Source organism: Streptomyces sp. TRM49041 (assembly GCF_008271805.1).
Taxonomy (GTDB): Bacteria; Actinomycetota; Actinomycetes; order Streptomycetales; family Streptomycetaceae; genus Streptomyces.
The window spans coordinates 107,546-131,622 of record NZ_VSRY01000095.1 but is presented as its reverse complement, the minus strand read 5'-3'; the positions used below and the strand labels follow the sequence as shown (position 1 = coordinate 131,622).

Sequence of the window (24,077 nt, the reverse complement as noted above, 5' to 3'; positions counted from 1 at the left end):
ATGGTGGTGCGGTAGGGGGTGGTGAGGTTCGGAACGACCAGGAGGTGCGGATGCCAGGGTTCACGCATCTGCGCACCGTGTCGGGCTTCTCCCTGCGCTACGGGGCCTCGCACCCGGAGCGGCTGGCCGCCCGCGCCGCCGAGCGCGGTATGGACGCCGTCGCCCTCACCGACCGCGACACCGTCGCCGGAGCCGTACGGTTCGCCCGGTCCTGCGCGAAGGAAGGCGTACGGCCCCTGTTCGGCGTGGACCTCGCGATCGGCGGACGCGCCGCACAGGAGCCCACGGGCCCCACCGAGCGGCGCCGCACCCCCGTACGCGGTGGCGCCTTCGTCGACGAGTCCGCGCCCCGCGCCCTCTTCCTGGCCCGCTCCCGGCACGGCTGGGCCGCCCTGTGCCGGATGATCACCGCCGCCCACGCGGCTCTCCCGGGGCACACGGCCGGCGCGCCCGTGCTGCTGCCCTGGGCCGACAACCACGGCGACGACCTGACCGTCCTCCTCGGCCCCGACTCCGATGTCGGCCGCGCCCTCACCTCCGGCCGCCCCGACCGCGCCGCCCGGCTCCTCGCCCCCTGGCGCGAGGTGTACGGCGACGCCCTGCGCCTTGAGGTCGTCCACCACGGCCGCACCGGCACCGGGCCCGGCTCCCTCCGGCAGGCCGCCCGCACCCTCGGCTTCGCCGCCGACCAGCGCGTACGCCCCGTCCTGAGCAACGCGGTACGGTACGCGGACCCCGGCCAGGGCCCGGTCGCCGACGTCCTCGACGCGGCCCGCCGCCTCGTCCCCGTCGACCCGCGCAAGGGCCTGGACAGCGGAGAGCGCTGGCTCAAGGACCCCGCCGCCATGGCCGGCGCCGCCGAGCGTGTCGCCGAGGCCGCCGGGCTGCGCCGCGACTCCGCGCACCGGTTGCTCGCCCTCACCGAGGAGACGGCCGGCGAGTGCCTCGTCGACCCCGAGGACGACCTCGGCATCGGCACCGTCCACTTCCCCGAACCCCACCTCGTCGGCGCCGGCCGCCGCACCGCCGAGCGGGTGCTGCGCTCGCGCTGCGCCGCCGGGATGCTGCTGCGCGGCCACGACCGCAAGCGCGCCTACTGGACCCGCCTCGAGGACGAGCTGCGCACCATCGAACGGCTCGGCTTCGCCACGTACTTCCTCACCGTCGCCCAGGTCGTCGACGACGTACGGGGCATGGGCGTCCGGGTCGCCGCGCGCGGCTCCGGCGCCGGCTCCCTCGTCAACCACCTGCTCGGTGTCGCCCACGCCGACCCCGTCGAACAGGACCTGCTGATGGAGCGGTTCCTGTCGGTGCGGCGGCCCGCGCTGCCCGACATCGACATCGACGTGGAGTCCGCCCGCCGTCTGGAGGTCTACCGGGCGATCCTCGACCGCTTCGGCCCCGAGCGGGTCGCCGCCGTCGCCATGCCCGAGACCTACCGCGTCCGCCACGCCGTACGGGACGTGGGCGCCGCCCTGTCCATGGACCCGGCCGACATCGACCGGATCGCCAAGTCGTTCCCGCACATCCGCGCCCGCGACGCCCGCGCCGCCCTGGACGAACTGCCCGAGCTGCGCGAACTCGCCGGCGAGCGGGACAGATACGGGAGGCTGTGGGAGCTGGTCGAGGCACTGGACGCGCTGCCGCGCGGTGTCGCCATGCACCCGTGCGGGGTGCTGCTCTCCGACTCCTCGCTGCTCTCCCGCACCCCGGTGGTGCCGACCAGCGGCGAGAGCTTCCCCATGTCCCAGTTCGACAAGGACGACGTGGAGGAGCTGGGCCTGCTCAAGCTCGATGTGCTCGGCGTGCGGATGCAGTCGGCGATGGCGCACGCGGTCGCCGAGATCGGGCGGACGACGGGGGAGCGGGTCGACATCGACGACCCGGCCCAGGTCAGGCCGGGCGACCCGGCGACATACCGGCTCATCAGGTCCACCGAGACGCTCGGCTGCTTCCAGATCGAGTCGCCGGGCCAGCGCGATCTGATCGGCCGGCTCCAGCCGTCCACCTTCCACGACCTGGTCGTCGACATCTCGCTGTTCCGGCCGGGCCCGGTCGCGGCCGACATGGTCCGCCCGTTCATCGCCGCCCGGCACGGCCGCTCCCCGGTCCGCTACCCGCACCCGGACCTGGAGGAGGCGCTGCGTGAGACATACGGCGTCGTGGTCTTCCACGAGCAGGTCATCAAGATCCTGGACATCCTGACCGGCTGCGGCCGGGACGAGGCCGACGCGGTACGGCGCGGCCTGTCCGACCCCGAGTCGCAGGGGCGCATCAGGGTGTGGTTCGAGCAGAAGGCGAAGGAGAAGGGGTACGCGGACGACGTCGTCGCGCACACCTGGGAGATCGTCGAGGCGTTCGGCTCGTACGGCTTCTGCAAGGCGCACGCGGTGGCCTTCGCCGTTCCGACGTACCAGTCGGCCTGGCTGAAGGCCCATCATCCGGCGGCCTTCTACGCCGGGCTGCTCACCCACGACCCGGGGATGTACCCGAAGCGGCTGCTGCTGGCGGACGCGCGACGGCAGGGGGTGCCGGTGCTGCCGCTGGATGTGAACCGGTCGGGCGTCGCACACCGTATCGAACTGGTGTCTGGTTCCATGTCAGGTCATGCACCCGGTTCGCCCGGTACATGGGGATTGCGGCTCGCGCTCTCCGATGTCCACGGCATCAGCGAGGCGGAGGCCGCCCGTATCGAGGCGGGCCAGCCGTACGCGTCCCTCCTGGACTTCTGGGAGCGGGCCCGCCCCAGCCGCCCCGTCGCCGAACGGCTCGCCCAGGTCGGCGGACTGGACGCGTTCGGCGGCAACCGCCGCGACCTGCTGCTCCACCTCGCCGAACTCCACCGCGTCCAGCGGGGCACCGGCTCGTACGGCGACCAGCTGCCGCTCGCCGGCGGCCGCAGGTCCGCGCCCGTCGGGCTGCCCGACCTCACCGACGCCGAACGGCTCAGCGCCGAACTGGGCGTCCTCTCCATGGACGCCTCCCGCAACCTGATGAGCGACCACCAGGCGTTCCTGGAGGAGCTCGGCGTCGTCACCGCCCAGCGGCTGCGCACCGCCGGGCACGGCAGGACCGTGCTCGTCGCGGGCGCCAAGGCGGCCACCCAGACCCCGCCCGTCCGCTCGGGCAAGCGCGTCATCTTCACCACCCTCGACGACGGCACCGGACTGGTCGACCTCGCCTTCTTCGACGACAGTCACGAGCGGTGCGCCCACACGGTCTTCCACTCCTGGCTGCTGCTGGTGCGAGGGGTCGTCCAGCGGCGCGGCCCGCGCAGCCTCAGCGTGGTCGGCTCGGCCGCCTGGAACCTCGCCGAACTCGTCGAGCTCCGCCGCGACGGCGGCCTGGACGCGGTCGCCGCCCGGCTGGCGGAAACGGGCCCGGCCGCCGCCGGGCAGCCGACGGGCGACGACCGCCGGATCACGATGCCCACCGGATACGAGATGCACCCCTGGGCGGACCTGCGTCCCGCCGGCGAGGGCGCGGCGCCCGGCCGGAAGCTGTGGCACCAGAGCCAGGGGAGCGCGGGGTGACCGGGATGATCCTCTACGTACGCTTCGCGCTCGAAGCCGCTCACGAGAGGGGAGAGGCCGAGGCGCTGCTGCCGCAGCTCCTCGCGCTCCTAGGCGAGTTCACCCCGGTCGTGCAGGCCGACCCGCCGGACGCCGCGCTCGCCGATCTGCGCGGCGCCGTACGGTACTTCGGGCGTGGCCCCGCCGAACTGGCCGCTGTGATCCGCGTCCGGGCGCTCGCCCTGTACGGCGTGGACTGCGTCATCGGCGCCGGGCCCAACCCGATGCTCGCCCGCATGGCCGCCCGGCAGGCCGGGCCCGGCACCACCCTGGCGGTGACCGACCCCGCCGGCTTCCTGCGCGACCGGCCGGTCTCCGCGCTCGACGGGGTCGGCCGGGTCACCGCCCGCACCCTCCGCTCGTACGGGCTCGACACCGTCGGCCGGGTCGCCGACGCACCCCTCGCCGTGCTCCAGCGGATCGTCGGCGCACGCGCCGGGCGCGAGCTGTGGGAGCGGGCACGGGGCACCGACCGCACCCAGGTCGTCCCCAACGCCGCGGCCTGCTCCGTCGCCGCCGAACGCTCCTTCCCGCGTGACGAACTCGACCACGACCGGCACCGCCGGGCCCTGCTCTCCCTCGCCCAGGAACTGGGCGCCCGTATGCGGGCCGACGGCCAGGTGTGCCGCGCGCTCACCCTCACCGTCCGGTACGCCGACCGCTCCACCACCACCCGCGAGCGCACCCTGCGCGAGCCGACCGCGCACTCCGCGGAGCTGACCTCCGTCGCGTACGCACTGCACGACGGGCTCGGGCTGCAGCGTGCCCGGGTACGCGGTCTCGCCCTGCGCGCCGAGGGCCTCATGCCCGCCGAACAGGCCGCGCACCAGCTCTCCCTCGACCCGGCCGAGGAGAAGGCGCGACGCCTCGAAGCGGCCGCGGACCGCGCCAGGGCCAGGTTCGGACCGGGCGCGGTCATCCCCGGCGCACTCGCGGCATAGCCGGAGCCGACGGCCCACGCCTGGGCCGCGAGGGCGCCCGGCCACGGTGTCGCGGTGATCCGCCGGACACTCCGTAGCGCGGAACGAAGACATCCGGGCATTTTTTACCAGCACGTAACTTCCCTCTTGGGGCTACCCGTACGTAACTTGGCCTGAGCGCGGCCCCCATGCCGCGCCACCCCCCATCAGTGGTCCGGGCCGCTGGGGCGTACCGCCATCGCCCTTTTCCTTGAGCCGCGAGGAGACCACTCGATGCTGCCCCCACGCCTGCCCGCACGCCTCCGCCGTGCGCTCAGAGCCCTGACCACCGCTCTCGTCCTCATCGTCGCCGCCGTTCTCGCCCCGGCAAGCGCGGCACAGGCGACCACGGCGCCCAGCCGGGGCTGGAACGACTACTCCTGCAAGCCGTCCGCCGCCCACCCCCGCCCCGTCGTCCTGGTCCACGGCACCCTCGGCAACTCCGTCGACAACTGGCTGGGTCTCGCCCCCTACCTGGTGCGGCGGGGCTACTGTGTCTACTCCCTCGACTACGGGCAGCTGCCCGGCGTGCCGTTCTTCCACGGCCTCGGCCCCATCGCCAAGTCCGCCGAGCAGCTCGACGTCTTCGTGGACAAGGTGCTGGCCGCCACCGGCGCGCCCGAGGCCGACATCGTCGGACACTCCCAGGGCGGCATGATGCCCCGTCACTACCTGAAGTTCCTCGGCGGCGCCGCCAAGGTGAACGCCCTCGTCGGCCTCGCCCCCGACAACCACGGCGCCTCGCTGATGGGCCTCACCAGGCTGCTGCCCTACTTCCCGGGCGCGGCCGACCTCATCAGCGAGAAGACGCCCGCCCTCGCCGACCAGGTGCCGGGCTCCGCCTTCCTCCAGAAGCTCAACGAGGGCGGCGACACCGTGCCCGGTGTCCGGTATACGGTCATCGCCACCAAGTACGACCAGGTCGCCACGCCGTACCGGTCGAACTACCTCGACGGGCCCGGAGTACGGAACGTGCTCCTGCAGGACCTCTGCCCGCTCGACTTCTCCGAGCACGCGTCGATCGGGCTGTTCAGCCGGATCGCCTTCCACGAGGTCGCCAACGCGCTCGACCCCGCGCACGCGACGCCCACCACCTGCGCGTCGGTCTTCGGCTGACCGGCCGCGCCGCCGCCCGGCGTCAGGAAGCCCGGCGGCGGGCCGCGCCGAACAGCAGGGCCGCGCCGAGGCCCAGGACCGCGACACCGCCGACGGCGACGTACGGGGCCGTGCCGTCGCCGCCGGTGGCGGCGAGGTTGGGCGCGGGGCTGCCGCCGCTGCCCGGTGCGGTGCCCGGCGCGGTGCTCGGTCCGGTGCCCGGCGCGGCGTCGGCAAGCGGCGAGGGCGAGGCCCCTGCGCCCTTGGGCTCAGGAGCGTTGCCGGCAGGGGCGGGCGCCCCCTCCTGGTGGCCCTCGCCGCTGTGGTCGCCCTTGCCGCCGTGGTCGACGGTCGACTTGTCGGCGTCGTCCGCGATCTGCTGCTCACTGGGCGCCGAAGCGGTCGGGCCGGACGCGCCGGCATCGCCGCCGAAGACGACGTCGGAGCAGGTGTAGAACGCCTCGGGGGAGTCGGACCGCTGCCAGATCGAGTAGACGAGGTGGCGGCCGGACCGGGCCGGGACCGTGCCCTCGAAGACATACGAGCCGTTCTCCAGCTTCGGGTCGGTGACCTTCGCGAACGGCTTCTCCTCCAGGTCCGCCCAGGTCAGCGGCTTGGACGGGTCGTATCCCTCCTTGGTGACATACAGCTCGAACGAGCCTCGGTGCGGTGCGGTCGCCCGGTACCGGAAGGTGTGGCTGCCCGCGCTCATGGGGCTGGCCGGCCAGTCGGCGCGCGCCAGATCGAGGCCCTTGTACTTGTCACGGCCCGCGCTGCACAGCTTCCCGTCCGGGATGAGTTCGCGGTGCCGGCCGGCCGCGTCGCCGATGTTGACCTCGTTCCAGTCGTAGAACGCCTGCGTGCCACTGGCCGTGACGGCCGCCTTGCAGGCAGCCGACTTCGGGCTCTCGGGCCCCTCGGCGTGACACGCCGACACCCGGCTGACCGGGTCGGTCATCGACCCGTGCGCGGCGGCGGGGGAGGCGGCCGGTCCGGCCAGGACGAGCGGTACGACGGCGAGGGTGAGCGCGGTGGCTGCGGTTCGCTGAGCAGTGGTCATGGGGACGGTTCTCCTTCGGGGGAACAGCGGGTGTGGGGGGTGGTGCCGAGCCCGGGGGACGCCCGGGCGGCGACCATGGGACCGGACGGACGAGCGGCGCGGCCCCCCGACAGCACCGATGGCCCGAACCAGCCCCAGCGACCAGCACGCTAGCCCCTCGAATCCGCGAATTCGCCTGCTCAGGGCGGTAGATGGCGATCCTTATGCTCCGCTTAAGGTGGCACTAAGCAGCCCCTCAGGAAGATCGACCGGCTGCGGCGCGCGCACCGCGGGCCGAGACCGCCGCCTACCGCAGGACGCCTCCCCGACGGGCCAGGGCCTCCAGTGCGTCCAGCGTCTCCACCGCACGCGCCGCCGCGTCCGGATCGCGCTCGGCGAGGCCGCTCGCCGCGAACTCGTCCTCGTCCAGCCGAAGCACCTGGCCGCGGTCCGCCGACACCCACAGGTCCAGGTCGAGGTCCTCGACGGTCACCTCGGTGGCGGTGACGGACGCGGGCCGGGTGATGTCGCAGTACCAGCCCTTCAGCGAGCCGTCGGCGGCCCGCACCTCCTTCACGGAGTACCAGCGGTCCCGCCAGTAGTGCTCCGTGAACACATCACCCGGTTCGAACCGCACGAACCCGAAGTCCCGGACCACGCCTCCGGCCCAAGCGGCCCGGACGGTGAGCAACACCCCGTCGTCGGCGATGACTTCGGCGGGATACCGGATCTTCGTGCGGCCCGCCTTGACCAGGACGACGTCGATCGGGCGTGCGGACATGCCGTACCTCCGTGGCGCGGATCTCGTAGCGGACCAGCGGCACGCTACGCACTTCTCCGCGCGGTCGCCTCCCGTCTTCGCCGCGTGGGGGAGAATCGGCACGTGACCTTGAAGCTCGCCCTTGAACCGGACGCGGCCACCCCGCCGTACGAACAGCTGCGCGCCCAGATCGCCGAGCAGGCCCGCACCGGCCGGCTCCCCGTCGGCTACAAGCTGCCGACCGTGCGCGGCCTCGCCCAGGACCTGGGCCTGGCCGCGAACACGGTCGCCAAGGCGTACCGGGCGCTGGAGACCGACGGGGTCATCGAGACCCGCGGCCGCGCCGGCACGTTCGTCGCCGCCGCAGGCGACGCCGCGGAACGCCACGCCGCCGCCGCGGCCGCCGCGTACGCGCGTGAGGCCCACCGCCTGGGCCTCACCCGGGCACAGGCCCAGGCCGCGGTGACGGACGCCCTGCGGGCGACGTACGGCTCCTAGACACCGAGGCGCACCGCCACGACGGCCCCGCGACCACCCGGTGCCGGCCACGCCTACAAGTACAGGCCCGCCTCACGGGCTCGTGGTTCCGGCAGCGATGCCGGGCTCGTGCCGCGGCGCAGGGCGTACAGCTCCGCCAGCGTCGCGCCGTCGCGGCCGACGCCCTCCTCGGTGCCCAGCCAGCTCACCGCCTCCGCGCGGGTCAGCGGGCCGACCTCGATGCGGGCCAGGCAGCGGCCGGGGCGGACGACCGCCGGGTGGAGGCGTTCGAGGTCCTCGTTGGTGGTGACGCCGACGAGGACATTGCGGCCCTGCCCCAGCAGCCCGTCCGTCAGGTTCAGGAGACGCGACAGAGCCTGGCCCGCCGTGTGCTTGGCCTCGCCGCGGATCAGCTCGTCGCAGTCCTCCAGGAGCAGCAGCCGCCAGCGGCCCTTCGCCGTGCCGTCGTCCTCGCCGATCGCGATGTCCATCAGGTACCCGATGTCGCCGAAGAGCCGCTCCGGGTCCAGGACGCAGTCCACCTGGCACCAGTCGCGCCACGACCGGGCCAGCGTGCGCAGCGCGGACGTCTTGCCGGTGCCCGGCGGGCCGTGCAGGAGCAGCAGCCGCCCCGCGATGTCGTCGGGGGTGACCTTCATCAGCCGGTCCAGCGCGTCCGCCACGGGCGCGGTGTAGTTGGGCCGCACCTCGTCCCACTCCCCGGCGGCGATCTGCCGTGTCGTACGGTGCGGGCCGCGCCGCGGCGACAGGTACCAGAAGCCCATGCTGACGTTCTCGGGCCGCGGCTCGGGCTCCTCCTGGGCGCCGTCCGTGGCCTCCTTCAGGATCCGTTCGGCCAGTTCGGTGTCGACCGCGGTGACCGTGACGTCCGCACCCCGGTTCCAGCGGGAGACAAGCACGGTCCAGCCGTCGCCCTCCGCGAGGACGGCGCTGCGGTCGTCCGCGCGGGCCGACCGCAGCACCTCGGCGCCCGGCGGGAGCAGCGTCGACGCGGACTTGACGCGGTCGAGGCTGCGGCTGCGCGAGTGCGGCTGCTCACCTGTCGCGAACCGGCCGAGGAACAGCGCGTCGACGACATCGGAAGGAGAGTCGCTGTCGTCGACGGTGAGCCGGATCGGCAGCGCGTCCTGAGGGTTGGCTGGCATGGGCCCCATGATCCGGCACACCCGCGCTCAACGCACCGGGTTTTGGGCCCGCCGCTCCGTATGTGTCCCGCCCCGGCCGCCGCGGTGCTGCCCGGCGAGGACGGCCGCCGCCCGGCGGGTGCGGCGCACCACCGCGTACCCCTTCGTCAGCGCCCGGTCCCTCGCGAACGTCCGGCCGATCGCCCGCCCCTCCACGAGCCGCCGGAACTCCTCCACGCCCGTGGAGCGCCGCACCGTGACCCGCTCCAGCGCGTACGGCCCCTGGGCGCGCCGCGCCAGCGCGTTGCCCACGGCCAGCGCCTGGGTGAACCCGGCGGTGCGCACCGTGTGCCGTACCCGCCGGCTGGAGTAGCCGTACGGGTAGGCGAAGGAGACCGGCGCGGCGCCCAGCTCGGCCGCGACGATCTCCCGGCAGCGCACCGCCTCGTACCGCAGCCGGGCGTCGTCGACCTGGTCGAGCTGGGGATGTGTGTGCGTGTGACCGCCGATCTCGGTGCCCGCCGCGGCGAGCTCCCGGGCCTGGCCCCAGTCGAGCATGGTGTCCGGGGCGCCGCCCTCGTCGTACGGGCCGCGCAGCCACCCGGTGGACACGAACAGGGTGGCGGCGAAGCCGTGTTCAGCGAGGACCGGCAGGGCGTGCCGGTGCACACCCTCGTACCCGTCGTCGAAGGTGATGAGCACCGGCCGGTCGGGCAGCGGTTTCCCGGCCCGCCACGCCTCGGCGAGCGCCGCGGTGGTGAGCGGTGTGCGGCCCTGCTCGGCCAGTACGGCCATCTGCGCGGCGAACGCCTCGGGCGCCACGGACAGCCCGTACGCGGCCTTCGCCGGCCGGTGCGCCACGGCGTGGTACATCAGGATCGGTACGGGCCTGTTCACGTGGGCTCCTTCGGGATGGGGCCCGACGAGAACGTCGCACCACCCTTGAGGCGCGCCCGCAGCGCGCCGCGCGCGTAGCCGGCGGCCGCGGCCGTGACGCCGGTGACGATGGCGACGGCGCGGCCGGCGCCGCCGGGCCTGCCGAGCACGAAGTCGCGCAGGCCGCGTGCGACTCCGGCGGGCAGGACCCGGGTGGTGTAGCGGCGCTCGGTCTCCAGGCCCTTGCCGGCGCCGACGCTCCGTGCGACGAGTGCCTTGGACAGGCCCTCGGCGTAGGCACGGGTGCGGAAGTAGCCGAACCGCTCGCGGGCGGCGGGCACCTTGTGGTGGATGACGGCACGGTCGTCGATGAGCAGGACCGCGTGGGGGAGGGCGGTGCCGAGCCTGACGCAGAGCTCGGTCTCCTCGCAGCCGAGGGGCCGCCTGTCGCCGTCCCGCCCGATGCCGGTGGCGAAGCCGCCCGCCGCGTCGAACGCCTCCCGGCGGAAGGAGGCGTTGCCGCCCAGTACGTTGCGCACGCGCACCCGGCCGGGCGGCAGGCCCCGGTACGTACAGCCGACGATCCAGTCGAACTCCTCGGGGAACCAGGCCGGGCGGCGGCCGGACACCCACGCGGGGACGGTCCGGCCGCCCACGGCGACGACCGCCGGGTCGTCGTACGCGGCGTCGAAGTGGCGCAGCCAGTCCCGTTCGGCGACGGCGTCGTCGTCGAGGAAGGCGACGATGTCGCCGCGGGAGGCGGCGATGCCGGTGTTGCGGCCGGCGGAGAGGCCGCGGGGGCCCGCGTTGGCGAGCACCCGCACCTCCTCCACGTCGGCGCCGTACTCCTTGGCGAGCCTCTCCAGCAGCGCCGGGTTGTGGTCCACGACGAGCAGCGTCTCCAGGGCGGGCCGTGACTGGCGCCGTACGGAGTCGACCGCCGCCAGGATGTCGTCCCAGCGGTCCTCGGTGTAGACGCAGATCACCACGGAGAACCTGCGGTCGTGGCGGTCGCGGGAGTCGCGCGGGTCGCTCAAGAGACCTCCCCCCGCGGCACGTTCACCGAGAAGGTGGTGGGGCGGCGGCGGGCGGCGCGCCGGACGCCCTTCTCGCCGAGGATGACCTTGAGAACGCGGATGCCGTCGCGTACGGCGTTGAGGTTGGACACGCCGTGGATGCGCACGTACTCGTGGCTGGGCACCTCCTGGACCTTCAGGCCCGCCTTGACGACGCGGATGTTGATGAGGGTCTCGATCTCGAAGCCGGTGCAGTCGAGGGTGATCGAGTCGAGGCAGTGGCGCCAGAACGCGTTGTAGCCGTAGCAGAGGTCGGTGTAGCGGGCGCCGAACTTGGCGTTGACGATGGCGCACAGCAGCCGGTTGCCGAGCCGGCGGACGGGCGTCATGTCGTCGGTGCCTCCGCCGTTGGCGAAGCGGGAGCCCTTGGCGAAGTCGGCGCCGCCGACGAGCGCGGAGACGTACGAGACGATCTCCTGGCCGTCGGCGGAGCCGTCGGCGTCGACCATCACGATGATGTCGCCGGTGCAGGCGGAGAACCCGCTGATGAGCGCGTCGCCCTTGCCCTTGCCGACCTGCTTGACGACCTTGACGTCGGGCCAGTGGGCACGGGCCACGGCGACGGTGTCGTCGGTGGAGTTGCCGTCGACCAGCACCACTTCGTGGACCCAGTCGGGCAGTGTCTTGAAGACGTACGGAAGGTTCTCCGCCTCGTTCATGGCCGGGATGACCACGCTGACCGGCGGTGTGATGGCCAGATGCGAAGTGATCGCCCGGTATTCCGCGGAAATCCGGCCGGCCTCCGCCTCGGCGGTTTCGGCCTCGGCGACTTCGGTGGCCGGGCGCAGGAAAGAGTTCATGAGTCGTTCCCTCTCGTCCGGTGGACCGCCCGCCCCTGGGCAGCCCGGAAGTGTGTCCGGTTCGAAAGGGGGGTTCTCACCCTGGACGCGACGGAACGGATCTCCGTACGCAATGGGTGAACTGGCACTGCTTCGCGCGGCACGCGCCTCGGCACACGCCGAGCACGTACCCCCCTACCGCGCACCGCAACGGCGTTGTCGAGACGTGTGACCCCTCCCCTGGAGTCGCCTCGCGTGATGGTCCGTTGCGGGTGGATGTACGACGGTATTGATAATTCAGACTGTATGGCAAGAGCTTGGGTGCGGACTCACGTTTTTGCTTTTTTGTTGCACTTCTTCGGTTGTGGGGCGAAGTCTTGTGATCGCATGTATTTGATCCTTTTTGCGGTCTGATCGAATTCCGCTTCTTCGCGGCGGGGAGTGACCGTGTAGCGCCGGGTGGGGTGCGGGGTGCCGGCGTACGTTCCGGATCGGTCTCCGGCGGGCTGTCGGGGCGGTGGGGTGCACCGGCGCTCTCCATTCCACCGGCGCACAACCGACGTGATCGGGGTGCTCGGACGCGGGGTCGCGCGCCGGGCCGACCGGGTGAACCCTCAACGGATTTGTGCCGCGACTATTGGCATGCACACGGCAGCGCGCTACGAACATTGAGGCGGAGATCCTGCCAAAGGGGGTTTTCATGAAAACGTCCCGCATCGCGGCACTCGCGTCCTCACTCCTCATCGGCGCGGCGCTCACCCTCATCGGGGCCGGCGCCGCGCAGGCCGACTCCTCGGCCGCCGCCGTCGACTACGTGGCTCTGGGCGACTCTTACTCCTCCGGGGTCGGAGCCGGCGGCTACGACGGCTCCAGCGGCTCCTGCAAGCGCACACCCCGCGCCTATCCGGCCCTCTGGGCGTCCGCCAACTCACCCTCGTCGTTCGCCTTCACCGCCTGCTCCGGCGCGCGCACAACCGATGTGACGGCCAACCAGCTCGGCCCGCTCTCCGGAGCGACCGATCTCGTGTCGATCACGGTCGGCGGCAACGACGCGGGCTTCGCCGACGTCATGACCACCTGCGTCCTGCAGTCCGAGGCCAAGTGCATCGCACGCATCAACCAGGCGAAGAACTACGTCGACACGACGCTGCCCGGCCGCCTCGACACCGTCTACTCGGCCATCCGCGGCAAGGCGCCGTCGGCCCGCGTCGTCGTCCTCGGCTACCCCCGGTTCTACAAGCTGGGCGGCTCCTGCGTCGTCGGTCTCACCGAGAACGAGCGGCGCGCCATAAACGGTGCCGCCGACCACCTCAACGCGGCCACCGCGAAGCGGGCCGCCGACCACGGGTTCACCTTCGGGGACGTCGTCCCCACCTTCACCGGCCATGAGATCTGCTCCGGCTCGGCGTGGCTGCACAGCGTCAACTGGCTGAACATAGGCGAGTCCTACCACCCCACGGCCAACGGCCAGTCCGGCGGTTACCTGCCGGTCCTCAGGAGCGCCGCCTAGGGAGACGGGCGCGGGTGCGCGGCGCTGGGGGACGGTGCCGTTCCCCAGCCGGAGGCGCCTTCGTCGGAGCCGTCTCCGCCGGGCGGGCGGCCCGTGCCGGGCGACTCGACGTCCGTGGGGCCGCCGCCTGTCGGGCCCCCGCCCGTGGGACCGCCGTCGGTCGTGCCGCCGCCTCCCGGGGGCTCGTACCGGCACGTCACCGAGAACGCCACCCAGGCGGAGTGCGCGTGGGCCGGGCTCCGGACCTCGAGCCGGATCCGGTCCTCGTGCGTGCCGTTCTGCCGGTACGTCAGCTCGGTGTGGTGGACCCGCGCCCGCTTCCCGCCCGCGGAACCGTCACCGCCGATCTCGACGCTCCGCCAACCGGATCCGGAGCTTTCGCCGCCCTCGGTCGCCCACCGGTAGACGACCGTCGCCGGCGCCCGGCTCACCGTCACCGTCGCCACGAAGGACGGGGCCCGCTCCCGGGGCGGCGGACACCCACCGCGGTAGCTGCCGCGCACCGCCTGCGCCTGCACCTGGACGGACTGCGGGTACGGCTCCGAGGAGCCGCCGCCCATCCCGACCCCCGCGTCCGTGCCCGGCCGGGACGCCGAACCGGCCGCCGTGGGTGACGCGTCCGACGTGACCACCCCACTCGGTGTCGCCCCCGCCGCGGACGCCGCGGGTGTGGGCGACGGGCTGTCGACCACGACCTGGCGGCCCGCACGCGGGCTGTCGCTCCCGCCCCCGCCCCGGTCCTGCCCCCGCAGCACCACGTACACCAACCCCCCGAGCACCAGCACGAGCAGCACGGTGCCCGTGACGAGCACCGCCCTCCGCCCGGGGCCCGGGTCCCCGGCGCCGCCCCCCGCCGACGCCCCGGCGCCGGAACGGCGGCGGGCGTCCGCACCGTCGTGCCCTCCAGCCGGGCCCGTAGCACGGCCCGGGTGCGCGGCGGTGAACCCGGATGTGGCGCCTCCCGCGCCGGCGCCCGTACCGTACTGCCCGCTCTGCCCGGACGCGGCCCCGCCCGCGGCCGTCCGCCCTCCGTCGGTATGTGGACCAGGGCCGGGGGGCGCGCCGGCGGACCCCGGCGCCGAGTCTCCCGTACCGGTGCCCGGCCACCCCGTGCCGGGGCCCGCCCCGGGAGCCGGGTGCGCGACGGTGTGTCCTGCCGCCGTCCCGTCCGGCGGCCCCGCGTCGGGCGGGCCCTCCGGGTCGCCGCCCGGCACCGCGCCCGGCACCGCGCCCGGCACCGCCCCTGTCCCCGGCACCGGGCTCACGCCGGGCCCCCGTACCGTCCCCGTGTCCGCCGTCCCGCCCGCGGCCACCGCCCGCAGCAGGCGCGCCGTCTCCTCCGCCGACGGGCGGTTGTCCGGGTCCTTGTGGAGGAGAACCTCGATGACCGGGGCCAGTCCGCCCGCGCGGCGCGGTGGCGGCAACGGGTCGTCCACCACGGCGCGCAGGGTGCTCAGCGCGGTGTCGCGGCGGAACGGCGAGCCGCCCTCCACCGCCGCGTACAGCAGGACCCCCAGCGACCAGAGGTCCGACGCCGGCCCGGCCGTCCGCCCGAGGGCCCGCTCCGGCGCCAGGTACTCGGGCGAGCCGACCAGCTCGCCCGTGACCGTCAGGTGCGGGGTGCCGGCCACCGTCGCGATGCCGAAGTCCGTCAGGACCACGCGCCCGTCGTTGCCCATCAGTACGTTGCCCGGCTTCACGTCCCGGTGCAGCACCCCCGCCTCGTGCGCCGCGCGCAGCGCCGCCAGCACCTCGCCGCCGACGTGTGCCGCCCGGCGCGGCGGCATCGGCCCCTCCGCGTACAGCGTCTCGGCCAGCGTCAGCCCGCGCACCAGTTCCATCACGATCCACGGCCGGCCGTCCTCGGTCGCCACGTCGTGCACCGTCACCACATTGCGGTGCGAGATCCGCGCGGTCGCCCACGCCTCCCGCTCCAGCCTTGTGTACAGCCGCCGTTCGTCCGCCGCACCGAACCCGCCCGGCGCCCGCACCTCCTTGACCGCGACCTCGCGGCCCAGTACCTCGTCATGGGCGCGCCAGACCGCGCCCATACCGCCCTCGCCCAGCGGGCCCACCAGTCGGTAGCGCCCCGCCACCAGTCGTCCGGCTCCCGGCCCTTCGCTCACAGCGGGTCCCCCTTCGCATCTCCGCGCGGCTACGAAGACACTGTCCAACTCACCCTGGAATCAGACATATTCGGAGAGTTACTGTCAACCCTTGTATCTGTGCGGTGAATCCCGATACCGGGATACCTGACTGCGAGGCGGGGACGATAGGGTTAACGTTGGCCCGGGCCGGGTGCCCTTGTACGGGTGGGGAGTGACATGGAACAGATAACAGTGCGCAGCAGGCCACGCGTGCCTGCGATCACCTGCGGGAGCAGCGCGGCCAGTTCGCGGCTCGACCGCCATCTCTCGGTACTCGCGGGACCTGCCGTCCCGCAGTGCGAGACGGCGGAGGCGACGTCGCTGATGCTCGAGCTGACGACCCGTGATGTTGCGCACAGCCACAAGAGCAAGAGCGCACGCGTCTCGCTCTTCGCGCCGCTGCGCCGACTGCGCCGCTCGCTCTTCGGCAACCACGGCTGAGCGACGAGGCCCGGCCGGTTCCGAAGGCGCATGTGCCGCGTCACGCGCACCCCGCCCGCTCGCAGCCCGACGGCCGGCCGGCCCTCCGCTCACCAGCGATCCCCGGAAGAAGACCCAACCCCCCGCTCTTCTCCCCGCCTTCTCCTCCGCGCTCCCCTGATCGGACGTCCCCGCCCGTCAGCCTCCGGTCCAGCACCCTACGTCCAGTGCCCTCCGGTCCGGCGCGCCCTCGCCGCCGCTGTCACCGCTCCTCAAGCGACCACGCCGTCCCGGCGAAGCGCCGCACACTCCTCCGCGGTCACTCCGAGCTCCCGCAGCACCGCATCCGTGTGCTCCCCGAGCTCCGGCACCGCCCCCATCAGCGGCTCCGGCCCGCCCGGCAGCGTGATCGGCGGCAGCAGCGCCCGCAGCGGGCCCACGGGAGAGCCGATCTCCCGCCACCGGTCCCGCGCCGCCAACTGCGGATGCGCCGCCACATCCGCCACCGTGTTGAGCCGGGCGCACGCGATACCCGCCGCCTCCAGCCGGTCGATCGCCTCCGCCGTGCCCAGCCGCGCCAGCGCCTCGGCGACCACCGCGTCGGTCTTGCCCCGGTTCGCCACCCGCGCCGTGTTCGTCGCGAACGCCGGGTCCTGGCCCAACTCGGCCCGCTCCAGAACCTGTTCCGCGAGCCGTCGCCACTCGCGGTCGTTCTGCACCGACAGCAGCACCTGCCCGCCGTCGGCCGTCGGATAGGCGTCGTACGGGGCGATGACGGCGTGTGCGACACCCGTACGCGCCGGCGCCTCGCTCCCGTGCATCCCGTGGTGCAGCGGATGCCCCATCCACTCGGCCAGCGACTCCAGCATGGAGACCTCCACCGGCCCGCCGAGCCCCGTCGTCGCCCGCCGCAGCAGCGCCGCCAGCACCCCCGAGAACGCGTACATCGCCGCCGCGATGTCGGCCGCCGGGACTCCCGCCTTGACCGGCTGCTCCGGCGTGCCCGTCACCGACACCAGCCCCGCCTCGCACTGCACGAGCATGTCGTAGGCCCGCTTGTGCGCGTACGGGCCGCCCGCGCCGTAGCCGGAGATGTCCACGGCGATCAGGCGGGGGTCCGCCGCGCACAGCGTCGACGCGTCGAGCCCCAGGCGCACCGCAGCACCTTGCGCCAGGTTCTGTACGAACACATCGGCGCCCGCGACCAGCCGCCGTACGAGCGCGTTGCCGCGCGGGTCCTTCAGATCGACGGCGAGGGACTCCTTGCCGCGGTTGCACCAGACGAAGTGCGAGGCGAGCCCGTGCGCGGCGCTGTCGTAGCCGCGCGCGAAATCACCCCCGTCCGGGCGCTCGATCTTGATCACCCGGGCGCCGAGGTCGGCGAGCTGGCGGGTGGCGAACGGCGCGGAGACGGCCTGCTCGACGGCGACGACGGTGACCCCGTCCAGGGGCAGGGGCAGGGGGAGTGGCTGGCGCTGCTGCTGGGTGCTCATGAAGCCGTGCTTATCGTGTACGTACCACCTTTGTCACCCCTTCGGGTGGGCGTACCCGCCGCCCGCCGGGTCGGCTGCCGAGCGGTTCTTCGTCAACCGGCGCTACAAGAGCGCGAACTGGCCCTCCGGACCCTCCTCGTGGTGGTCCAGTACGGAGGCGGGGCGGCGGGTGGCCTCCGGTGGCGGCAGGACGCCCGCCGCGCGCAGGTCGGTGCGGGCGAGTGCGGGGCCGTCGGACAGCCCCTCCGCCAGGGCGGTCCGCTCGTCGGCGAGGGTGCCCAGGAGGGCCAGGACGGTGATGAGTTCCAGGAGTTCGGACGTCCACTCCTGGGGCCAGACCGGCGGGCGGATCGCGTCCAGGGTGCCCGGCTCCGGCGCGGCGGTGCGGCGCTCGAACCAGAGCGGGAGCATACGGACGCCGCCCATGTGGAACTCCCAGGCCGCCGCCGGGACCGGGGCGATGCGGCCCGCGCCCACGTGCAGCACCTCCTCCTCGGCGTCGTACTCCAGAGTGCCGGGGTGCGGCGGGAGCGCGGCCCGTACGTAGGGGCGCCGCCCGCCGGGCAGGCGTGGCCGCTCCCGGCCCCGCGCGCCGCGCAGCTGGACGTCCGTGAGCCGGTGGCCCAGCTCCACGCCGGACGCCCACACCTCCGGGTCGGCGGGCAGCGGCACCCGGCACCCGCCGGGCGAGGGGAGCGCCGCTGCGGCCGCCCAGGCCAGCAGGTCCTCGGCGGTGACGTCCCGGTCGTACCGCGACCCGAGCAGTGCCAGGAGCCCCGGCGTGACGTTCGGCTCCCGCCCGCCCGGGCGCCGGTACAGCGGACGGATGCGGCCCGGGCGCCCCGCCGGTGAGCGGCCGTCCGGGAGGACGGCCGTCACCAGCAGCGCGGGGCCGGCCGCCTGCGGCACGTACCCCTGCTCCACGGCGAACAGCTGCCGCCCGTCCGCCACCCGCCAGAGCTCCGGCCGCGCCATGTCGATGAGCCGGTGGTCCGGCAGCAGCCACTGCTCGTCGAACGGCCCGTACGCCAACCGCACCGGCTCCGGGCACGGTCCGCACTCCCGCGCGAGCCGCCCGGTCCCGGTCCGCTGCCCCGGCAGCGCGGCGACCGCACTGCGCGGCGTCCGCGCCCGGCTCGGGCGGAACAGGGCCTCGCGCTCCGCGCCCTCGGTCGCCGTCAGCGCGTCCCAGCGCGCCCGCAGCGTCCGTACGTCAGGGGCGACCACCCACTCCCGCCCCAGCCGCAACGGCGCCACGGACCAGGGCATGAGCTCGTCGAGCAGCGGCATCTCATCGGTCACGGGCCGCATCGTAGTAACCGCGCTCAGTCCGCCTCGACCGTCACCGTGAACGAGAACCGGTCACCCCGGTACCGGATCCGCGCCACGTCCACCACCCGGCCGTCCTCGTCGTACGTCACGCCCGTGTAGTGGAGGATCGGCGAGAGCAGCGGGACCTCCAGCAGCTCGGCCGTCGCCGGGTCCGCGAGGCGGGCCTCCACCGTGTCGGTGATCCGGCTGATGCGCACCCCGACGGTGTCCCGCAGCACCTTCGTCATCGGCCAGCGCTCCAGATCCGCCAGGTCGATCCGGTCCGCGACGTCCGGTCGGACCGCGTTCTCCGCCCAGTTCGTCGGCTCCCCGGTCTCCACGTCCCGGCGCAGCCGCTTGTATGTGACGACCTCCGCCACGTCGGGGAAGTGCTCGGCCAGCTCCCCGGGCACCTTCACCGCGCCGCTCCCGAGGATCGTGGTCCGCTCACCCGACTGCTGCGCCACGATCGCGTCGATCGAACCGAGCAGCCGGCGCGGGGCACTGCGCCGGGCGCCCGGCTCGATGAAGGTGCCGCGCCGCCGGTGCCTGCTGATCAGGCCCTCCTCCTCCAGCTCCTTGAGCGCCTGGCGCATGGTGAGCACGCTCACCCCGTAGTGCGCCGCGAGCTGCTCCTCGGTGGGCAGGCGGAGCGGCGCGTCGGGGGAGCGGCCCAGTATCGAGGCGCGCAGGGACTGGGAGACCTGGTACCAGAGCGGCAGCTTGCGGTTCAGGACCAGCGAGTCGGGGGCGAAGGCGGACACGGCATCTCCGTACTGCTGCATGCGGCGGTGCTACGAGCGGAAGTGGCGCTCCAGACCCTGCCACACGTCGTCGTACCCCGGCTGCAGGTGGTCCGCGTTCGCGGCCTGGGCCGTGGTCGTGACCGGCCAGCGGGTCTCGAACATGAAGGCCAGGCCGTCGTCGACCTTCTGCGGCTTCAGCTCGACGGCGCTCGCCTTGTCGAACGTCTCCCGGTCCGGGCCGTGCGCGGACATCATGTTGTGCAGCGACCCGCCGCCGGGCACGAAGCCCTCGGCCTTCGCGTCGTACGCGCCCTCGATGAGGCCCATGTACTCGCTCATCACGTTGCGGTGGAAGTACGGCGGCCGGAACGTGTCCTCGCCGACCAGCCAGCGCGGCGCGAAGACGACGAAGTCGACGCTCGCGAGACCCGGGGTGTCCGACGGGGACGTGAGGACGGTGAAGACCGACGGGTCGGGGTGGTCGTAGCTGATCGTCCCGATGACGTTGAAGGTCCGCAGGTCGTAGACGTACGGCAGATGGGTGCCGTGCCACGCGACGACGTCCAGCGGCGAGTGGTCGTACGTGGCCCGCCACAGATTGCCGCAGTACTTGTTGACGACCTCGACGGGGCCCTCCACGTCCTCGTACGCGGCGGCGGGCGCCCGGAAGTCACGCGGGTTGGCGAGTCCGTTGGCGCCGATCGGGCCGAGTTCCGGCAGCTCGAACGGGCGGCCGTAGTTCTCGCACACGTATCCGCGCGCGGTCGCGTCCAGCAGCTCGACGCGGAAGCGGACACCGCGCGGGATCAGCGCCACCTCTCCGGGGCGGGCGGCGAGCAGGCCCAGCTCGGTGCGGAGCAGCAGCCCGCCGTGCTCGGGGACGATCAGAAGCTCGCCGTCGGCGTCGCTGAACACCCGGTCCATGGAGCTGTCGGCGTGGTACAGGTGCACGGCCATGCCGTTGCGCTCTGCCGCGTCGCCGTTGCCGCCCACGGTCCACAGGCCGGCCAGCCAGTCCGTGCCGGGCGCCGGGGCCGGGAGCGGGTTCCAGCGCAGCCGGTTCGGGTCCGGCACGGACTCGGTGAACGGGGCCGTGCGGAGGGCGCCGTTGCCGGTGCGCGTGAACGGCGGGTGCGCGGCGGACGGGCGGATGCGGTACAGCCACGAGCGGCGGTTCTGGGCGCGTGGCTCGGTGAAGGCGCTGCCGCTCAGCTGCTCCGCGTAGAGCCCGAGCGGGGCGCGCTGCGGGGAGTTCCGGCCCTGCGGCAGGGCGCCGGGGACGGCCTCCGAATGGTGCTCGTTGCCGAAGCCGGAGAGGTACTCCAGGCTCTCGGCGGTCTTTCGCGTCTGCTCGTTCGCCGGTACGGCGCCGCCCATGCTCATCGCGTGCTCCTGCTGCTCATGGAATCCTATGTAAGACCGTAGGATTCCAGGCGGCCCGCGTCAACGGGGGCTGGGCCGCGGGGGTGAGGATGGGACGGTCCCGCCGCCCGAGGGGTTCCCCGCACGGCCCTGCGGCGGCCGCCCTCGTCCGCATCATGGAACCCGTGCCACAGTCGCAGCCCCGGCGGCAGTCCCCGCCGCAGTCCCCGCCGAAGTCCCCGTCCCGGCCCCAGGCCCCCTCCCACCTCAACACGGTGGTCCAGGCCCCACGTCCCGTCGCGGTGGCGCCCGCCCTCCCTGCGCCGGGCCCCCGTCCAGCGGCGCAGCGCCGAGCGTCTGGCCCGCATCCTCGACGCCTGCGCCGAACTCCTCGACGGGACCGGTTACGAAGAGCTCAGCACCCGGGACGTCGCCCTGCGCGCCGGCGTGCCGATCGGCTCCGTCTACCGGTTCTTCTCCAGCAAGCGCGCCATGGCGACCGCGCTCGCCCACCGCAACCTCGACCGCTACGCCACACGGATCACCGCCCGCCTCGCGGACCACGCCGACCTGGGCGCGCACGCCGCCGTCGACGTCGTACTCGACGAGTACCTCGCGATGAAGCGCACCGTGCCCGGCTTCGCCCTGGTGGACTTCGGAGTGCCGGGCCCCGCCGAGGCGCCGGACGACGACCCGAACCGTCTCGTGGCGGACCGGATCTGCGCCCTCCTCGCGGAGCGCGCGGACGCGGGCGAGGTGCTGCGCCGCAAGGTCCTCGTCGGCGTCGAGGTGGCGGACGCGCTGCTGCGGCTCGCGTTCCGGGCGGACCCGGACGGTGATCCGGCGCTGATCGCCGAGACCAGGGAGCTGCTCCACGCCTGTCTCGGGCCGGTTCTGCGCTGACCGTCGCCAACGTGCGTACCGGTCGGTATGCTCGGCTCCGTTCGCATCAGCAGCCCGCCGTCCGATGTCCGCCGTAGAGCCGGGGGAGACCCGATGTCCACCACCACCGCACCGCGTATCTGCCCGCTCTGCGAAGCCACCTGCGGGCTGACCCTCACCATCAGCGGCACCCGTGTCACCGGTGTCCGCGGGGACCGCGACGACATCTTCAGCCGGGGCTTCATCTGTCCCAAGGGGGCGTCGTTCGGCGAGCTGGACGCCGACCCCGACCGGCTGCGTACCCCGCTCGTCCGCGAGAACGGCACCCTGCGCGAGGCCGGCTGGGACGAGGCGTTCGATGTCGTCGCCCGCCGGCTCCCGCCGCTCCTGGCCGCCCACGGCCCGAACGCCGTAGGCGTCGTCCTGGGCAACCCGAACGTCCACACCATGGCCGGCGCCCTCTATCCGCCCCTGCTGCTCGGCGCGCTGCGCACCAGGAACGTGTTCAGCGCGTCCACCGTCGACCAGATGCCCAAGCATGTCTCCAGCGGGCTGCTCTTCGGCGACCCGCACGCCATCCCGGTCCCGGACCTGGACCGCACGGCCCATCTGCTGATGCTCGGCGCCAACCCGCTGGAGTCGAACGGCAGCCTGTGCACCGCACCCGACTTCCCCGGCCGCCTCAAGGCCCTGCGCAAGCGCGGCGGCACCCTCACGGTCGTCGACCCGCGCCGCACCCGCACCGCCCGCCTCGCCGACCGGCATGTGGCGATCCGCCCCGGTACGGACGCCCTGCTCCTGGCCGCGCTGGCCCAGGTGCTGTTCGCCGAGGACCTCACCGACCTCGGCGACCTCGGCCCCCATGTGGAGGGCGTCGAGGACGTCGCGGCGGCGGTACGGGACTTCACGCCCGAGGCGGTCGCCGAAGCGTGCGACCTGGAGCCGGACCTCATCCGCGTGATGGCCCGCGAGCTGGCGGCGGCGCCCTCCGCGGCCGTCTACGCGCGCGTGGGCGGCAGCACCGTCGCGTACGGCACCCTCACCAACTGGCTCGTGGACGTCCTGAACGTCCTGACCGGCAACCTCGACCGGCCGGGCGGCGCCCTGTTCCCGCTCTCCGCCACCGCGCCCGCGCTCCGCCCCGCCGGGCCCGGCCGGGGCTTCGACCTGGGCCGCTGGGCGAGCCGAGTGTCGGGTCACCCGGAGGCCAAGGGCGAACTGCCGATCTCCGTGATCGCCGAGGAGATCGACACCCCGGGCGAGGGCCGGATGCGCGCGCTGATCTCGATCGCCGCGAACCCCGTCCTCTCCGCCCCGGACGGGGACCGCCTGGACCGCGCCCTCGCCGACGGTCTGGAGTTCATGGTCGCCATCGACCCGTACCTCAACGAGACCACCCGCCACGCCGACGTGGTCCTGCCCCCGCCGCCGCCCGCGCAGAGCGCCCACTTCGACTTCGCGTTCAACAACTTCGCCATCCGCAACCAGGTCCGCTTCTCCCCGGCCGCCGTCCCGCTGGAGGAGGGCCTGATGAGCGAGTGCGAGATACACGCCCGGCTGATCCTCGCGGTCACGGACCAGGGCCTCCTCCGCTCGGGCGAAGCCGAGAGCCCCGAGAGCCCCGAGAGCCCCGGGAGGCACGCTTCCGCCGTGGACGCCGTGGACGCCGTGGACGCCGTGGACGCCGCGGACGCCGTGGACGCCCTGGCAATCGACCGCACCCTCGCCAGGGCGGTGACCGAACCCCACTCGCCCGCCCACGGCCAGGACCCGGCCGAGTTCGCGGCCCGGCTCACCGGCGGCACGTCCGCCGAGCGGCGCCTCGACCTGATGCTGCGCCTCGGTCCGTACGAGCTGACCCTCGACCAGCTCCTCGCCAACCCGCACGGCATCGACCTGGGGCCGCTCCAGCCGCGGCTTCCGCGGGGCCTGAAGACCCGCAGCGGCCGCGTCGAGCTGCTCCCGGCCCCGATAGCCGCCGACCTGCCCCGTCTGCGTAAGGCCCTCGACGGCACCCCGGCCCGGCTGGTCCTGGTGGGCCGCCGCCATCTGCGCTCCAACAACAGCTGGCTGCACAACATCCCGGCCCTCAACCGCGGCACCAACACCTGCACCCTCCAGGTCCACCCCGACGACGCGGCCCGCCTCGGCCTCGCCGACGGCGCACCGGCCCGAATCAAGGGCGAGGGCGGCGAACTCGAGGCCCCGGTCGAGGTCACGGACGCGATCCGCAGGGGAGTGGTGAGTCTCCCGCACGGCTGGGGCCACGACCGCCCCGGCACCCGCATGGCCGTCGCCGCCGCCCGCCCCGGCGTCAATGTCAACCAACTCCTCGACGGCACCCGCCTCGACCCCCTCTCCGGCAACGCCGTCCTCAACGGCTTCCCGGTGGAGGTGTCGCCGGTGGGCTGACCGGGCGACCGGGCGC

General features: G+C 73.8%; 19 protein-coding genes. 8 read left to right on the top strand and 11 right to left on the bottom strand.

Annotation, left to right across the window (positions count from 1 at the left end; genetic code table 11):
* Positions 1–50: 50 nt before the first annotated feature.
* The 3 genes from FVS66_RS09685 to FVS66_RS09675 all read left to right on the top strand — a co-directional run bounded on the left by FVS66_RS09685 (position 51) and on the right by FVS66_RS09675 (position 5,647).
* Positions 51–3,533, top strand: a complete 3,483-nt coding sequence (locus FVS66_RS09685; RefSeq protein ID WP_149180607.1) for a DNA polymerase III subunit alpha — start codon at positions 51–53, stop codon at positions 3,531–3,533.
* Positions 3,534–3,538: 5 nt separating this feature from the next.
* Positions 3,539–4,513 (top strand): DNA polymerase thumb domain-containing protein, encoded by a 975-nt coding sequence (locus FVS66_RS09680; protein WP_149180636.1) that lies wholly within the window; start codon positions 3,539–3,541, stop codon positions 4,511–4,513.
* Between the two features lie 252 nt (positions 4,514–4,765).
* Complete coding sequence (locus FVS66_RS09675) at positions 4,766–5,647, top strand: triacylglycerol lipase (protein WP_149180606.1); 882 nt, start codon at positions 4,766–4,768, stop codon at positions 5,645–5,647.
* A gap of 22 nt (positions 5,648–5,669) precedes the next feature.
* On the opposite strand, the gene FVS66_RS09670 is transcribed toward FVS66_RS09675, so the two are convergent.
* Together FVS66_RS09670 and FVS66_RS09665 are read right to left on the bottom strand one after the other, a co-directional pair.
* Positions 5,670–6,686 carry a lytic polysaccharide monooxygenase gene (locus FVS66_RS09670; protein WP_149180605.1) on the bottom strand — a complete coding sequence of 339 codons (1,017 nt, stop codon included), beginning with the start codon at positions 6,684–6,686 and terminating at the stop codon, positions 5,670–5,672.
* 286 nt (positions 6,687–6,972) lie between these two features.
* Positions 6,973–7,446 (bottom strand): DUF402 domain-containing protein, encoded by a 474-nt coding sequence (locus FVS66_RS09665; RefSeq protein ID WP_149180604.1) that lies wholly within the window; start codon positions 7,444–7,446, stop codon positions 6,973–6,975.
* Between the two features lie 102 nt (positions 7,447–7,548).
* Here FVS66_RS09665 and FVS66_RS09660 point away from each other — a divergent pair, with 102 nt between their 5' ends.
* Positions 7,549–7,923, top strand: a complete 375-nt coding sequence (locus FVS66_RS09660; RefSeq protein WP_149180603.1) for a GntR family transcriptional regulator — start codon at positions 7,549–7,551, stop codon at positions 7,921–7,923.
* Between the two features lie 53 nt (positions 7,924–7,976).
* On the opposite strand, the gene FVS66_RS09655 is transcribed toward FVS66_RS09660, so the two are convergent.
* Genes FVS66_RS09655 through FVS66_RS09640 form a run of 4 tightly spaced genes read right to left on the bottom strand, consistent with a single transcriptional unit; the run spans position 7,977 to position 11,799 of the window.
* Entirely contained in the window at positions 7,977–9,068 is a 1,092-nt protein-coding gene (locus tag FVS66_RS09655) for a DUF5925 domain-containing protein (RefSeq protein WP_149180602.1), read from the bottom strand.
* A 27-nt stretch (positions 9,069–9,095) separates the two neighbouring features.
* Entirely contained in the window at positions 9,096–9,920 is an 825-nt protein-coding gene (locus FVS66_RS09650) for a polysaccharide deacetylase family protein (RefSeq protein ID WP_149180635.1), read from the bottom strand.
* Positions 9,921–9,940: 20 nt separating this feature from the next.
* A complete protein-coding gene (locus tag FVS66_RS09645) occupies positions 9,941–10,960 on the bottom strand; it encodes a glycosyltransferase family 2 protein (protein ID WP_262386890.1) in 1,020 nt (339 codons plus the stop codon).
* Entirely contained in the window at positions 10,957–11,799 is an 843-nt protein-coding gene (locus FVS66_RS09640; protein ID WP_149180601.1) for a glycosyltransferase family 2 protein, read from the bottom strand. Before FVS66_RS09640 ends, FVS66_RS09645 begins: the two co-directional genes overlap by 4 nt.
* 679 nt (positions 11,800–12,478) lie before the next feature.
* On the opposite strand from FVS66_RS09640, the gene FVS66_RS09635 reads away from it, so the two are divergent.
* On the top strand, positions 12,479–13,288 hold the full coding sequence (locus tag FVS66_RS09635) for an SGNH/GDSL hydrolase family protein (protein ID WP_149180600.1): 810 nt from the start codon (positions 12,479–12,481) through the stop codon (positions 13,286–13,288).
* Here the strand turns inward: FVS66_RS09635 and FVS66_RS09630 are convergent.
* Entirely contained in the window at positions 13,285–15,414 is a 2,130-nt protein-coding gene (locus FVS66_RS09630) for a serine/threonine-protein kinase (RefSeq protein ID WP_187645455.1), read from the bottom strand. The genes FVS66_RS09635 and FVS66_RS09630 overlap by 4 nt on opposite strands.
* Positions 15,415–15,612: 198 nt before the next feature.
* On the opposite strand from FVS66_RS09630, the gene FVS66_RS09625 reads away from it, so the two are divergent.
* Complete coding sequence (locus tag FVS66_RS09625) at positions 15,613–15,876, top strand: hypothetical protein (RefSeq protein WP_149180599.1); 264 nt, start codon at positions 15,613–15,615, stop codon at positions 15,874–15,876.
* 251 nt (positions 15,877–16,127) lie between these two features.
* On the opposite strand, the gene FVS66_RS09620 is transcribed toward FVS66_RS09625, so the two are convergent.
* The 4 genes from FVS66_RS09620 to hmgA form a co-directional block, all read right to left on the bottom strand.
* Positions 16,128–17,348 carry a CaiB/BaiF CoA-transferase family protein gene (locus FVS66_RS09620; RefSeq protein ID WP_149180598.1) on the bottom strand — a complete coding sequence of 407 codons (1,221 nt, stop codon included), beginning with the start codon at positions 17,346–17,348 and terminating at the stop codon, positions 16,128–16,130.
* Positions 17,349–17,450: 102 nt separating this feature from the next.
* Positions 17,451–18,659 (bottom strand): type ISP restriction/modification enzyme, encoded by a 1,209-nt coding sequence (locus tag FVS66_RS09615; protein WP_149180597.1) that lies wholly within the window; start codon positions 18,657–18,659, stop codon positions 17,451–17,453.
* A 14-nt stretch (positions 18,660–18,673) separates the two neighbouring features.
* On the bottom strand, positions 18,674–19,444 hold the full coding sequence (locus FVS66_RS09610) for a GntR family transcriptional regulator (protein WP_399225213.1): 771 nt from the start codon (positions 19,442–19,444) through the stop codon (positions 18,674–18,676).
* Between the two features lie 9 nt (positions 19,445–19,453).
* On the bottom strand, positions 19,454–20,788 hold the full coding sequence (gene hmgA / locus FVS66_RS09605) for a homogentisate 1,2-dioxygenase (RefSeq protein WP_187645454.1): 1,335 nt from the start codon (positions 20,786–20,788) through the stop codon (positions 19,454–19,456).
* A gap of 297 nt (positions 20,789–21,085) precedes the next feature.
* Here hmgA and FVS66_RS09600 point away from each other — a divergent pair, with 297 nt between their 5' ends.
* Together FVS66_RS09600 and FVS66_RS09595 are read left to right on the top strand one after the other, a co-directional pair.
* The gene (locus tag FVS66_RS09600) at positions 21,086–21,670 is read left to right on the top strand and encodes a TetR/AcrR family transcriptional regulator (RefSeq protein ID WP_262386897.1); all 585 of its coding nucleotides are present in this window, start codon (positions 21,086–21,088) and stop codon (positions 21,668–21,670) included.
* Positions 21,671–21,763: 93 nt separating this feature from the next.
* Positions 21,764–24,061 carry a molybdopterin oxidoreductase family protein gene (locus FVS66_RS09595; protein ID WP_149180595.1) on the top strand — a complete coding sequence of 766 codons (2,298 nt, stop codon included), beginning with the start codon at positions 21,764–21,766 and terminating at the stop codon, positions 24,059–24,061.
* Positions 24,062–24,077 lie beyond the last annotated feature (16 nt).